The sequence below is a fragment of the Variovorax sp. 38R genome (assembly GCF_014843395.1).
GTDB classification, from domain to species: Bacteria; Pseudomonadota; Gammaproteobacteria; order Burkholderiales; family Burkholderiaceae_C; genus Variovorax; species Variovorax paradoxus_H.
In genome coordinates, this window is record NZ_CP062121.1 from 3,571,576 (window position 1) to 3,584,493 (window position 12,918).

Annotated in this window: 14 protein-coding genes; 6 read left to right on the plus strand and 8 right to left on the minus strand. The window is 68.5% G+C overall.

The window, feature by feature from the left end; translation table 11 throughout:
* Nucleotides 1-3: 3 nt before the first annotated feature.
* From moaA to glp, 3 genes are read left to right on the plus strand one after another with little or no spacing between them, the layout of a single operon-like run.
* Complete coding sequence (gene moaA / locus IG196_RS16435; RefSeq protein WP_101491878.1) at nucleotides 4-1,143, plus strand: GTP 3',8-cyclase MoaA; 1,140 nt, start codon at nucleotides 4-6, stop codon at nucleotides 1,141-1,143.
* 11 nt (nucleotides 1,144-1,154) lie between these two features.
* Nucleotides 1,155-1,799 (plus strand): molybdenum cofactor guanylyltransferase MobA, encoded by a 645-nt coding sequence (gene mobA, locus IG196_RS16440; protein ID WP_192191972.1) that lies wholly within the window; start codon nucleotides 1,155-1,157, stop codon nucleotides 1,797-1,799.
* The gene (gene glp, locus IG196_RS16445; protein ID WP_192191973.1) at nucleotides 1,796-3,106 is read left to right on the plus strand and encodes a gephyrin-like molybdotransferase Glp; all 1,311 of its coding nucleotides are present in this window, start codon (nucleotides 1,796-1,798) and stop codon (nucleotides 3,104-3,106) included. The genes mobA and glp overlap by 4 nt, the downstream gene beginning before the upstream one ends.
* A 25-nt stretch (nucleotides 3,107-3,131) precedes the next feature.
* On the opposite strand, the gene rnhA is transcribed toward glp, so the two are convergent.
* Nucleotides 3,132-3,581 carry a ribonuclease HI gene (gene rnhA, locus IG196_RS16450; RefSeq protein ID WP_101491881.1) on the minus strand — a complete coding sequence of 150 codons (450 nt, stop codon included), beginning with the start codon at nucleotides 3,579-3,581 and terminating at the stop codon, nucleotides 3,132-3,134.
* A gap of 73 nt (nucleotides 3,582-3,654) precedes the next feature.
* Nucleotides 3,655-4,425: a class I SAM-dependent methyltransferase gene (locus IG196_RS16455; protein ID WP_225616680.1), complete on the minus strand. Its 771-nt coding sequence runs from the start codon at nucleotides 4,423-4,425 to the stop codon at nucleotides 3,655-3,657.
* Here IG196_RS16455 and gloB point away from each other — a divergent pair.
* From gloB to IG196_RS16470, 3 genes are all read left to right on the plus strand, one after another.
* Complete coding sequence (gloB, locus tag IG196_RS16460) at nucleotides 4,424-5,203, plus strand: hydroxyacylglutathione hydrolase (protein ID WP_101491882.1); 780 nt, start codon at nucleotides 4,424-4,426, stop codon at nucleotides 5,201-5,203. The genes IG196_RS16455 and gloB overlap by 2 nt on opposite strands.
* On the plus strand, nucleotides 5,200-6,792 hold the full coding sequence (locus IG196_RS16465) for a transglycosylase SLT domain-containing protein (RefSeq protein WP_192191974.1): 1,593 nt from the start codon (nucleotides 5,200-5,202) through the stop codon (nucleotides 6,790-6,792). The genes gloB and IG196_RS16465 overlap by 4 nt, the downstream gene beginning before the upstream one ends.
* A 65-nt stretch (nucleotides 6,793-6,857) precedes the next feature.
* Nucleotides 6,858-8,618, plus strand: coding sequence for a monovalent cation:proton antiporter-2 (CPA2) family protein (locus IG196_RS16470; RefSeq protein ID WP_192191975.1), 1,761 nt, complete (start codon nucleotides 6,858-6,860; stop codon nucleotides 8,616-8,618).
* A gap of 13 nt (nucleotides 8,619-8,631) precedes the next feature.
* Here IG196_RS16470 and IG196_RS16475 read toward each other — a convergent pair whose 3' ends face one another.
* The 6 genes from IG196_RS16475 to IG196_RS16500 all read right to left on the minus strand — a co-directional run bounded on the left by IG196_RS16475 (nucleotide 8,632) and on the right by IG196_RS16500 (nucleotide 12,881).
* A complete protein-coding gene (locus tag IG196_RS16475) occupies nucleotides 8,632-9,465 on the minus strand; it encodes an ABC transporter permease (protein ID WP_056580161.1) in 834 nt (277 codons plus the stop codon).
* Nucleotides 9,462-10,277, minus strand: a complete 816-nt coding sequence (locus IG196_RS16480) for an ABC transporter ATP-binding protein (protein WP_192191976.1) — start codon at nucleotides 10,275-10,277, stop codon at nucleotides 9,462-9,464. The genes IG196_RS16475 and IG196_RS16480 overlap by 4 nt, the downstream gene beginning before the upstream one ends.
* Before the next feature lie 52 nt (nucleotides 10,278-10,329).
* Complete coding sequence (locus IG196_RS16485; protein WP_192191977.1) at nucleotides 10,330-11,367, minus strand: ABC transporter substrate-binding protein; 1,038 nt, start codon at nucleotides 11,365-11,367, stop codon at nucleotides 10,330-10,332.
* A 139-nt stretch (nucleotides 11,368-11,506) separates the two neighbouring features.
* Nucleotides 11,507-11,899 (minus strand): MAPEG family protein, encoded by a 393-nt coding sequence (locus IG196_RS16490; protein ID WP_192191978.1) that lies wholly within the window; start codon nucleotides 11,897-11,899, stop codon nucleotides 11,507-11,509.
* Between the two features lie 51 nt (nucleotides 11,900-11,950).
* The gene (recR, locus tag IG196_RS16495) at nucleotides 11,951-12,541 is read right to left on the minus strand and encodes a recombination mediator RecR (protein WP_101491888.1); all 591 of its coding nucleotides are present in this window, start codon (nucleotides 12,539-12,541) and stop codon (nucleotides 11,951-11,953) included.
* A 7-nt stretch (nucleotides 12,542-12,548) separates the two neighbouring features.
* Complete coding sequence (locus IG196_RS16500) at nucleotides 12,549-12,881, minus strand: YbaB/EbfC family nucleoid-associated protein (RefSeq protein WP_007836669.1); 333 nt, start codon at nucleotides 12,879-12,881, stop codon at nucleotides 12,549-12,551.
* Nucleotides 12,882-12,918 lie beyond the last annotated feature (37 nt).

Consider the following 12,918-nt stretch of genomic DNA (forward strand, 5'->3'; position numbering starts at 1 on the left):
CCCATGAAGAACAGCAGCAGCACCGTCATTCCGATCGCCCCCGCGGGCCACGCCGTCGTGGCCGCGCCCGATGTCGCCGTGCCCGCCACCGGCCTGCTGGCCGACCGGCTCGGCCGCCCGCTGACCGACCTGCGCATCAGCGTGACCGATCGCTGCAACTTCCGCTGCAGCTACTGCATGCCGAAGGACGTGTTCGACAAGGACTACCAGTACCTGCCGCACAGCGCCCTGCTGAGCTTCGAGGAAATCACGCGCCTGGCGCGCCTGTTCGCCTCGCACGGCGTGCGCAAGATCCGCCTCACCGGTGGCGAACCTCTGCTGCGCAAGCACATCGAAGGGCTCATCGGGCAGCTGGCCGAGCTGCGCACGCCCGACGGCGACCCGCTCGAACTCACGCTGACCACCAACGGCTCGCTGCTGAAACGCAAGGCCGCCGCGCTGAAAGCCGCCGGCCTGCAGCGCGTGACGGTGAGCCTGGACAGCCTCGACGACGCCGTGTTCCGCCACATGAACGACGTCGACTTTCCTGTGGCCGACGTGCTGGCCGGCATCGACGCAGCCATTGCGGCGGGCCTGGGCCCGATCAAGGTCAACATGGTGGTCAAGCGCGGCACCAACGAGCAAGAAATCCTGCCGATGGCGCGTTACTTCCGCGAGCACCACGGCGGCAAGGTCGTGTTGCGCTTCATCGAGTACATGGACGTGGGCGCCACCAACGGCTGGCGCATGGACGAGGTGCTGCCCTCGGCCGAGGTCATCGCGCGTATCGCAGCGGAGTTTCCGCTGGTGCCGCTCGAAGCCACGACGCCTGGCGAAACCGCCCAACGCTGGGCCTACGCCGACGGCGGCGGCGAAATCGGCGTGATCAGCAGCGTGACCCAGGCCTTCTGCCACGACTGCAGCCGCGCGCGCCTGTCGACCGAGGGCAAGCTCTACCTGTGCCTGTTCGCGAACGCCGGCCACGACCTGCGTCCGCTCCTGCGCGGCCCGGCGAGCGACGACGACATCGCCTCCGCCATCGGCCACATCTGGCAGGGCCGCGCCGACCGTTATTCCGAGCTGCGCGCACTGCGCGGCCCCGACGACAGCGCGCCCGATGCGGCGGCGCCCCGGCGCGTCGAAATGAGCTACATCGGCGGATGAGGCCGCCAGCCATGGGTACCGCACCGGCCATCACCCCGGCCGACATCACGGGCCTCGTGCTCGCCGGCGGACGCGGCACGCGCATGGGCGGCGTCGACAAGGGCCTTCAGCTGCTCCAGGGCGAGACGCTCGCCGCGCACGCGGTGCAACGGCTGCGTCCGCAGGTCGGCGGCGTGCTCATCAACGCCAACCGGAACTTCGCCGCCTACGAAGCGCTGGGCGTGCCCGTGTTCGCCGACAGCGTGCCCGACCACCCCGGGCCGCTGGCCGGCATGCTGAGCGGGCTCGAACACTGCCCCACGCCCTGGCTGCTCACCGTGCCCTGCGACACGCCGCGCTTTCCGCCCGACCTGGCGGCGCGGCTGGCCGAGGCCCTCGCCGCCGACGGCCACCGCGCGCGCATCGCCATGGCCAGCGCGCCCGAAACCGGCCCCGACGGCCGCACGGTGCTGCGCCCGCAGCCGGTGTTCTGCCTCGTGCACATCGAGCTGCGCGACAGCCTGCGGCGCTTTGTCGAAGACGGTGGCCGCAAGGTCGGCGCCTGGACCGCGCAACACGGCGCCGTGACCGTTCCCTTCGATCGCCCCGGCGACGCCCCCGACGCTTTCTTCAACGCGAACACGCTGGCCGAACTGCAGACGCTCGAACAGCCATGAGCCGCATCGCCGCCATTGCCGCCGACCTCGCGGACTACGACGCGGGCGATCTCGACGTCGACACCGTCACCGCCTTTCTCGCGCGCCTCGTCACGCCGCTGGCCGTGGCCGACATCGAAGACCTCGCGCTGCGCGACGCCCTCGGCCGCGTGCTGGCCGCAGACCTCGTCTCGCCCGTGAGCGTGCCGCCGCATGACAACTCCGCGATGGACGGCTACGCCTTCGACGGCGCGCTGCTGCCGGCCAACGCGCCCATCGACCATTCGCTCACGCTGCATGTGGCAGGCACGGCGCTGGCCGGCTCGGCCTGGCGCGGCGCGCTGGGGCCGCGCGATGCGGTGCGCATCATGACCGGCGCAATGATGCCGGCCGGCCTCGACACCGTGATCCCGCAGGAGTTCTGCAAGGTCGACGGCGACCAGGTCTGCTTTCCGGCCCGCGTGCTGGGCCGCGGCGACAACCGTCGCCTCGCCGGCGAAGACCTGATGCAGGGCCAGCCGGCGCTGCGGCGCGGCGAGCGCCTGTTGCCGGCCGCGCTCGGCATGGTCGCCAGCCTCGGCATGGCGCGCGTGACCGTGCGACGCCGGCTGCGCGTGGCGTACTTCTCGACCGGCGACGAAATCCTCTGCCTGGGCGACACGCCGCGCGAAGGCGCCGTGTACGACAGCAACCGCTACACGCTGTTCGGCCTGCTCACGCGGCTGGGCTGCGAGGTGGTCGACCTCGGCCTGGTGCACGACGACCCCGCCACGCTCGCGGCCACGCTGCAACGCGCGGCGCGCGAGGCCGACGCCATCGTCACCAGCGGCGGCGTGAGTGTGGGCGCAGCCGATCACACGCGCGACGTGATGCAGCAGCTGGGCGACATGGCCTTCTGGCGGGTCGCGATGCGGCCCGGACGGCCGCTGGCGGTGGGGCTGATTCCGCGCGAGACCGCAGCCACGCCCGTCGTGCTGTTCGGCCTGCCGGGCAATCCGGTGGCGGCGATGGTCGCCTTTTTGGCCTTCGTGCGACCGGCGTTGCTGCGGCTCATGGGCTGCCATGACGCGGCCGCCGCCCCGCCGCCGCTGCTGCGCGCGCGCAGCGCGGGGCCCATCCGCAAGAAGCCGGGCCGCACCGAGTACCAGCGCGGCTTTGTCCGGCAGGTGCCGGGGTCGCTGCCCGAGGTGCAGGTGGCGGCGCACCAGGGCTCGGGCGTGCTGAGTTCGATGCTCGAGGCCAACGGGCTCGTGGTGCTGCACCACGACCTGGGCCATGTCGACGCCGGCCAGGAAGTCGACGTGATGATCTTCGAAGGGCTGATCTAGCCGAGAAGACCGGCAGTCAGATCCGTCAGATCCGACCCAATGCCTTGTCCACGCCCTTGTTGGCCAGCATGTCGGCCCGTTCGTTGCCCGGGTCGCCCGAGTGGCCCTTGACCCAGCGCCACTCGATCTGATGGCCACCTTCGGCCACCAGCTTGTCGAGCTTCTGCCAGAGCTCGACGTTCTTCACGGGTTGCTTGCTGGCGGTCATCCAACCCTTGGCCTTCCAGCCGCGAATCCACTCGGTGATGCCCTTGCGCACGTACTGGCTGTCGAGGTACAGCAGCACCTTGCACGGCCGCTTGAGCGCGGCCAGGCCTTCGATGACGGCCGTGAGCTCCATGCGGTTGTTGGTGGTGTTGAGTTCACCGCCGAACAGTTCCTTCTCGGTGGGGCCCGACTTGAGCCACGCGCCCCAGCCGCCCGGTCCCGGGTTGCCCTTGCACGCGCCATCGGTGTAGATCACGACTTCGTTCAAACTGACTGTTCCTTGTTTCTGTGGCTGCCCGATGCGGGCGATGCCGCCCGCTTCTGTGTTCTGTTCAATTCATTCAATTCTTGCCCGCTTTGCTGCGGTGCACCTTGCCCGCGATGGGCACGGGCGCCGTCGCCCGCGCAGCCGCCCGGCGCCAGTCGGCGCTCAGCAGGCGCATGCCGCGCACGCGCTTCACCGCCACCAGGAAGTAGGCCGCGCCGAAGATCGGCCACCAGCGCTCGCCGGCGGCGTCCATCCACCGCGAGCGCTCCAGCCAGGCGTCACTGCGCACCGCCGGCCGGTAGATGCCGAAGCGGCCCGACTCCACCTCGAAGCTCAACAGGCGCAGCCAGTCGCGCATGCGCCAGTAGCCGATGAACTCGCCGGCCTCGGGCAGGAAGGTCTCGCCCAGGCCCAGCCGCCGGTAAAGGTGCCCGCGGCGCTGCCGCAGGCCCCACAGGCTGGTCGGGTTCAGGCCGCAGATCACCACGCGGCCCTCGGGCACCAGCACCCGCTCCACCTCGCGCAGCGTGGCGTGCGGATCGGGACTGAGTTCCAAAGCGTGCGGCAGCACCACGAGATCGAGGCTGTTGGCCGCGAACGGCAAGGCGGTGAAGTCGGTCACCAGCGTGGCTTTGCCGGCCCGCATCGGATCGGTCAGGGCCAGCCAGCGGTGCGGCATGCGGTTGGCGCGCAGCCCATCGACCTCGGCGGCACCGAGCTGCAAGGCGTGGTAACCGAAAACATCGGCCACCGCTTCATCGAACTGGGCCTGTTCCCAGGCCAGGAGGTAACGGCCCGGGGGGGTCGCGAACCAATCCTGCAAACCTATAATTTGACCGCTCATGACCCTTGTTCCGCTGCCCGCTTTTGCTGACAACTACCTCTGGATGCTGCACGACGGGCACCACGCCATCGTGGTGGACCCGGGCGATGCTCAACCGGTGTTCGATGCGTTGGCGCACCACAAGCTGCAGCTGGCCGCGATTCTAGTCACGCACCACCACGCCGATCACACGGGCGGCGTGGCCGCGCTGCATGCGGCCACGGGTGCGAAGGTGTGGGGCCCCGCGCGCGAGCGCATCCCCGAGCCCTACACGCCGCTGGTGCAGGGCGACGTTGCACAGGCCTTGGGCCTGCGCTTCGAGGTCATCGACGTGCCGGGCCACACGGCCGGGCACATTGCCTACTTCCTGCCGGCCTCGGCCGCGCAGGCTCCCGTGCTGTTCTGCGGCGACACCCTCTTCTCGGGCGGCTGCGGTCGCCTGTTCGAGGGCACGCCCGCGCAGATGCTCGCCTCGCTCGACGCGCTGGCCGCGCTGCCCGGCGACACACGTGTGTGCTGCGCCCACGAATACACACTTGCTAACCTGAAGTTCGCCCGCGCCGTGGAACCCGGCAACGACGAACTCACTCACTACAACGCGCATTGCGAAAGCCTGCGCGCACAAGGGCAGCCCACGCTGCCGTCGCAACTGGCGATCGAACGCCGGATCAACCCCTTTCTTCGCAGCCGCGAAGCCACCGTCTTTCGAGCAGTGCGGGCCCATGCCGAGCTTTCCGCGGATGCCGCCGAAGCCGAGGTGTTCGCCGCGCTGCGCCAATGGAAAAACGACTTCCGATGAAATTTATTGTTGCCACCTGCCTCGCAGGTTCACTGGTACTCGCGGGCTGCGCGAGCACGGACAACAGCGCTTCTTCTTCCACCACGGCCAAGGCCGGCACCGCCGCCGGCGGCACGGGCGCCCGCCCGTCGGGCAGCGCCACGCCGGTCTACCCGCGCGACCCCAACCTCAGCCCGCTGACCAGCGGCCAGGCCCGTTCGCAAAGCGTGGTCACGCTGGCCCCGCCCGCCGACATGTGGGACCGCATCCGCCGCGGCTTCAAGATGCCCAACCTCGAGAGCGACCTGGTGCGCGACCGCGAGCAGTGGTACGCCAGCCGGCCCGACTACATCCAGCGCATGACCGAGCGCTCGAACAAGTACATCTTCCACATCGTCGAGGAGCTTGAGCGCCGCAACATGCCGACCGAGCTGGCGCTGCTGCCGTACATCGAGAGCGCGTTCAACCCGCAGGCCGTGTCGAGCGCGCGCGCCGCCGGCATGTGGCAGTTCATGCCAGCCACCGGCACCGACTTCGACCTCAAGCAGAACATCTTCCGCGACGACCGCCGCGACGTGGTGGCCTCCACCCGCGCCGCGCTCGACTACCTGCAGAAGCTCTACGGCATGTTCGGCGACTGGCAGCTCGCGCTCGCCGCCTACAACTGGGGCGAAGGCAGCGTGGGACGCGCCATCGCCAAGAACCAGCGCCTGGGCCTGCCCACCACCTACAGCGACCTGTCGATGCCGGCCGAAACGCGGCTCTACGTGCCCAAGCTGCAGGCCGTGAAGAACATCGTGGCGAATCCGCAGGCCTTCAACGCCGAGCTGCCGCTGATTGCCAACCACCCCTACTTCCAGACCGTGCCGCTCACGCGCGACCTCGACGTGGAACTGGCGGCCAAGCTGGCCGACGTGCGCATCGAAGACTTCCGCGCACTCAACCCCGCCGCCCACAAGCCCGTACTGATCGCGGCCGGCACCTCCGACATCCTGCTGCCCTGGGACAACGCGGCGGTCTTCAAGCGCAACTTCGACGCCTACACGCAAGGCCAGTACGCCAGCTGGACCGCCTGGGTCGTGCCCAGCACCATGACGGTGGCCGACGCTGCCCAGCGCTCGGGCATGAGCGAATCGGACCTGCGCGCGCTCAACAACGTGCCGCCGCGCATGCTCATCAAGGCCGGTTCCACGCTCATCGTGCCGCGCGGCGCGCGCGTCAAGGAAGACGTGGCAGCCGTGGTGGCCGACGGCGGCCACCTGAGCTTCCAGCCCGAGATCATCACGCGCCGCACCACCGTCAAGGCGGGCCGCTCGGACAACGTGGCGAGCATCGCGCGCCGCTACAACCTCAAGCCCGCGGCCGTGGCCGACTGGAACGACGTGAACACGAGCCACGCCTTCAAGCGCGGCTACAGCGTGGTTGTGTACCTGCCGGTGCGCGCCTCGGCATCGGCGCGTGTCGGCACGGGCGCAGCGCATGGACGCGCCGCCGTCGCCACCTCCAAGCGCGGCGGCACGCCCAGCAAGACCGTCGCACGCAGCAGCAGCGCCAAGCAGGTGGTGGCGCGCCAGCCGCGCGGCGGCACGCCGTCCAAGCGCAAGCGCTGATCGTTGCCCTGCCGGCGGGCGGTGCCGGGCCTCGACGATAAGAAGCGATATCAGGAGGACAGGCCATGGCAGTCGAAGGAAGCGCGGGCGATCTCATCAAGGTCGTCACGTTGTTGGGAGCGGCCGTCGTGGCCGTGCCGTTGTTCAAGCGGCTCGGGCTGGGCTCGGTGCTCGGCTACCTGGCCGCGGGCCTGGCCATCGGGCCCTTCGGCTTCGGTCTCTTCACCGACCCGCAGACCATCCTTCACACGGCCGAACTCGGCGTCGTGATGTTCCTCTTCGTGATCGGGCTCGAGATGCGCCCTTCGCATCTGTGGAGCATGCGGCGCGACATCTTCGGCCTGGGCAGCCTGCAGGTGGTGGTGTGCGGCATCCTGCTGACCGGCGTGGGCATGGCCTTCGGCTTTCCGCTCGCCGTCTCGTTCGTGTGCGCGATGGGCTTCGTGCTCACCTCGACCGCCATCGTGATGCAACTGCTCGGCGAGCGCGGCGACATCGCCGCGCCGCGCGGCCAGAAGATCGTTGCCGTGCTGCTCTTCGAAGACCTGCTCATCGTGCCGCTGCTGGCCATCGTCGCCTTCATCGCACCGGTCGATGTGGCGCAGCAGGCCGTGGCGCCCTCGCGCTGGGTCGGCGTCGGCATCGCCGTGGGTGCGCTCGCGGCGCTGGTGGCGGCCGGCATCTGGCTGCTCAACCCGCTGTTCCGCGTGCTCGCCAATTCCAAGGCACGCGAAGTCATGACGGCCGCCGCGCTGCTCGTGGTGCTGGGTGCGGCGCTGCTGATGCAGGTCGGCGGCCTGTCGATGGCCATGGGCGCCTTCCTGGCCGGCGTGCTGCTGTCGGAATCGACCTTCCGCCACCAACTCGAAGCCGACATCGAACCCTTCCGCGGGCTGCTGCTCGGGCTGTTCTTCATCGGCGTGGGCATGTCGCTCGACCTCGCGGTGGTGGCGCAGAACTGGCAGCTCATCGTGGCGGGCGTGGTGTCGATGATGGCGGTCAAGGCGCTGTGCATCTACGGCGTGGCGCGGCTCGCCAAGAGTTCGCCCGCCGACGCGATCGACCGCGCCGTGCTCATGGCGCAAGGTGGCGAATTCGCCTTCGTGCTGTTCTCATCGGCGCTCGCCGCCAAGGTCATCAGCCCCACGGTCAACGCCAACATGACGGCGGTGGTGGTGCTGTCGATGGCGCTCACGCCGCTCGTGGTGCTGGTGCATCGCCGCTTCGCGCCCACCGTGCAGGCATCGATGGAAGGCGTGGAGAAAGCCGAGGCGCTGGCCGGCAACGTGCTCGTGATCGGCTTCGGCCGCTTCGGGCAGATCGCCATCCAGGGCGCGCTGGCGCGCGGTGCCTCGATCTCGATCATCGACAACGACACGCAGGTGATCCGCGACGCCGCCGACTTCGGCTTCAAGGTGTACTACGGCGACGGCGCACGCGCCGACGTGCTGCACGCGGCCGGCGCGCACAACGCGCGCGCGATCATGGTGTGCATCGACAACCGCGCCGTGGCCACGCGCATCGCGGAACTTGTGAAGGCCGAGTTCCCGCATGCGCACCTGATGGTGCGCGCCTTCGACCGCGAGCATGCGGTCGCGCTCGTGAAGCTCGACGTCGACTACCAGATCCGCGAGACCTTCGAATCGGCGATGGTCTTCGGCCGGCAGGGCGTGGTCGCGTTGGGTGCCACGCCCGAGGAAGCCGACGAGGTCATCGACGACCTGCGCCGGCGCGACAAGGAGCGGCTGGTGCTCGAGATGTCAGGCGGCCTCTTCGCGGGACGCGCGCTGGTGCAGGTCAACACCGAGACGCGCCAGACGCATTGACCGCGCACGCGACTCAGAGCTTCTCGGTTTCGCCGCTGCGCGGCTGCCACTTCATGAGCCGCTTCTCGATCAGCCCCACGAGCCCGTCGAGCGCCAGCGCAAAAGCCGTGAGCACCACGATGCCGGCAAAGACCGTGTTCACGTCGAAGGTGCCCTCGGCCTGCAGGATCAGGTAGCCCACACCGCGCGCCGAGCCCAGGTACTCCCCCACCACCGCGCCAACGAAGGCCAGGCCCACCGATGTGTGCAGGCTGGAGAACACCCAGCTCGTGGCGCTCGGCAGGTACACCGTGCGCAGCAGTTGCCGCTGGTTGGCGCCCAGCATCTTCGCGTTGGCCAGCACCACCGGGCTCACTTCGCGCACGCCCTGGTAGACGTTGAAGAACACGATGAAGAACACCAGCGTGACCGCCAGCGCCACCTTGCTCCAGATGCCCAGGCCGAACCACAGCGCGAAGATCGGCGCGAGGATCACGCGCGGCATCGAGTTCGCGGCCTTGATGTACGGGTCGAGGATCAGGCTCGCCGTGGGCGCCAGCGCGAGCCACAGGCCGCAGCCCAGCCCGAGCGCCGTGCCGATGCCGAAGGCCAGCACCGTTTCGAGCAGCGTGGTGCCCAGGTGGCGGTAGATGTCGGCGTTGCCCTTCAGGCCTTCGGGAAACAGCAGGTTCGGCGGCACCTCGAAGGGCAGGAACCAGCTCCAGATGCGCCCCGCCACCACGATCGGCTGGCCGAGGAAGAACGCGATCTGGTCGTTGCGCGAAGCCACGTGCCAGGCCACGAGGATCACGGCCAGCAGCATCAGCTGCCAGAAGCGCGCATGGCGCGCGTCGAGGCGCGGCATCATGCGGCCTTCCTCAGTTGCTGCGCGTAGCCCTTGAGCACCTCGTCGCGCAGCACCTCCCAGATCTGGCGGTGCAGCTCCACGAAGCGCGGCTGCGTGCGCACCTCGGCCACGTCGCGCGGACGCGGCAGGTCGATCACGAACTCGCCGATCGGCCGTGTCGCCGGGCCGGCTGACAGCACCACCACGCGGTCGCTCATCGCGATGGCCTCGTCGAGGTCGTGCGTGATGAAGAGCACGGCCTTCCTCTTTGCGCTCCAGAGTTCGAGCACTTCGTTTTCCATCAGCTGCCGCGTCTGCACGTCGAGTGCGCTGAAGGGCTCGTCCATGAGGATGATGTCGGGGTCGAGCACCAGCGTCTGCGCCAGCGCCACGCGCTTGCGCATGCCGCCCGAGAGCTGGTGTGGGTAGCGATCGCCAAAGCCCGTGAGGCCCACACGCGAGAGCCAGGCCTCGGCCTGCGCATGCGCCTCGGCGTCGGGCACGCCGCGGTATTGCAGCCCCACCTTCACGTTGTCGATGGCGCTGCGCCACGGCATCAGCGCCTCGGTCTGGAACATGTAGCCCGCGCGCTTGTTGACGCCCGTGAGCGCCTGGCCGAAGACCTTCACCCCGCCCGACGACGGCTCGAGCAACCCTGCGCCCACGTTCAGCAGCGTCGATTTCCCGCAACCCGTCGGCCCGACCACCGAGACGAACTCGCCCGCGCCGATGCGCAGCGTGGTGTCGTCCACCGCCGTGTAGCGCTGGCCCGGGTCGTCCTTCGAATGGAAGGTGCAGCGAATGGAAAGGAGTTCGAGTGCGTAGTCGGACATGGCATCAGGAATAAAAAACCCGGCCGAGGCCGGGTCGCGGAGACGTTCGCAGTCAGGCTTTGAACCTGTCTTTCGCACGCTTTGCAAAATCGTTGGTGTAGGTCTTGGCAAGGTCGATCTTGTCGGCCTTCACCGCGGTGTCGAAGCTCGCGATGGCGTTGAGCGCCGTCCTCGGCCCCTCGGCCGGCACGAGGCCGTCGGTGGCGATGGACTCGCGCACCTTGTCGAACGACGCGAGGTACAGCGCGCGGTCGCCGAGCAGGTAGGTCTCGGGCACGGTCTTGATGATGTCGCCCGGCCCTGCGGTCTGCAGCCACTTGAGGCCGCGCACGATGGCATTGGCCAGCGCCTGGCAGGTGTTGGGATGCTTCTGCACGAAGTCGGTCGGCGCGTAGAGGCAGGCCGCGGGCATCGGTCCGCCGAACACCTGCTCGGTGCCCTTGAGCGTGCGCGTGTCGCTGATGATCTTCACGTCGCCCTTCTGCTCGAGCATCGTCATCACCGGGTCGGTGTTGCTGATGGCGTCGATCTGGCCCGAGCGCAGCGCGGTGAGTGCACCGGCCGCCACGCCCACGCCGATGAAGCTCACGTCGCTGGCCTTGAGGCCGCCGCGCGAGAGCACGAGGTTGGCCACCATGTTGGTCGAGGAGCCCGGTGCCGAGACACCGATCTTCTTGCCCCTGAGGTCCTGGATGCCGGTGTAGCCCGCCATGTTCTTCGTCGACACGCCTACCGCGATCTGCGGTGCGCGTCCCTGCAGCACGAAGGCCTGGAAGAACTGGTTCTTGGCCTGCAGGTTGATCGTGTGTTCGTACGCACCCGAGCAGACATCGGCCGAGCCACCGACCACGGCCTGCAATGCGCGTGCGCCGCCGGCGAAGTCGGAGATCTCGACCTCGAGACCTTCGGCCTTGAAGTAGCCCAGCTGCTCGGAGATGGTGAGCGGGAGGTAGTAGAACGCCGCCTTGCCGCCCACCGCGATGGAGATCTTGGTCTTCTCCAGCTTGGCCTGCTGCGCAAAGACCCGCGGCAATGCAATCGCTGCGGCAGCGACGGCGGAGGCGGAAATGAGGGTTCTGCGATGAAGCATGGCGCGGTCCTGCGGGCTCTGTGATTCTTTGTAAGGTGAATCGAGCTTAGGCGTGCGCGCCGCCGGCCTGCATCGGGGTCATCCCGTGCGGGTTTTCACGTAAGCACGAAGGCCTCTCAGAGAAGCCTTCGCCAACGCGTTATCGGGCCAGAAAAAGTATCGCGATATTGACCAGAAACGCGAGTGCCCAGACCGCGCTGCGCGCACTCGCCGCACCGCGGATGTACATGCCAAGGTAGATCACGCGCAGCACCACGTAGGCCACCGCGAGCATGTCGAGCCGCGCCTGCGCCACGCCGAGCTGGTGCGCTATGAGCACCGCGCCGATGAAGAACGGCAGGCCTTCGAAGCTGTTGGCCTGTGCACTGTTGGCGCGTGCGCGCCAGCCGCTTTGCTTGGCGGCCCAGTCGCGCGGCTGCACGTTGTCGCGCGGACCGAAGTTGCCCGCCTTCGCGATCCATGCCGCGAGGTACGGCAGGCCGCAGGCGATGAACACGCACCAGTAGGCGACGGTGAGCAGGGAGAAGGTCATGGTGACGACAACAAGGAGGAAGAACGAACGCGGCCTTGAACAGGCCGCGCGTCAGCGGCGATCGACCAGTGCGTGCGCGATGGTGCCGAGGTCGACGTACTCGAGCTCGCTGCCGGCGGGCACGCCCCGCGCGAGACGCGTCACGGTGAGCCCGTGCTGCTTGAGCGCTTCGCCGATCACGTGCGCGGTGGCCTCGCCTTCGGCGGTGAAGTTGGTCGCGAGGATGACCTCGCTCACCGTGCCGTCGCGTGCGCGATCGAACAGCTTCTGCAGGCCGATGTCCTTCGGCCCGATGCCGTCGAGCGGACTGAGCTTGCCCATGAGCACGAAGTAGTAGCCGCGAAAGGCGTTCGTGCGTTCGAGCGCGGCCTGGTCGGCCGGTGTCTCGACCACGCAGAGCTTGGTACCGTCGCGCCGCGAGTCCATGCAGACATGGCAGATCGGCGCTTCGGTGAAGGTGTTGCACAGCTCGCAATGCCGCACCTGGCCTGCCGCCTGCTGCAACGCGCGTGCGAGCAGCTGCGCGCCCTCGCGGTCGTGCTGCAGCAAGTGAAACGCCATGCGCGAGGCCGACTTGACGCCGACACCGGGCAGCCGGCGCAGCGCATCGACCAGCGCATCAAGCGAACTGGCGTCTGCCATGCCTCGCTTAGAACGGGAGCTTCATGCCAGGGGGCAGACCGGGCATGCCGGCGGTCAGCTTGCCCATCTTCTGTTCGCTGGTTTCTTCGGCCTTGCGCACGGCGGCGTTGAAGGCGGCAGCCACGAGGTCTTCGAGCATGTCCTTGTCGTCGGCCAGCAGGCTGGGGTCGATGGTGATGCGCTTGACGTCGTGCTTGCAGGTCATGACGACCTTGACAAGACCGGCGCCCGACTCGCCTTCGACCTCGATGTGCGCCAGTTCTTCCTGGGCCTTCTTGAGGTTGTCCTGCATTGCCTGCGCCTGCTTCATGAGGCCGGCCAGTTGTCCTTTGTTGAACATCGTTGGTCCTGTCTGTGATGGGTTGGTGATGGAAAGA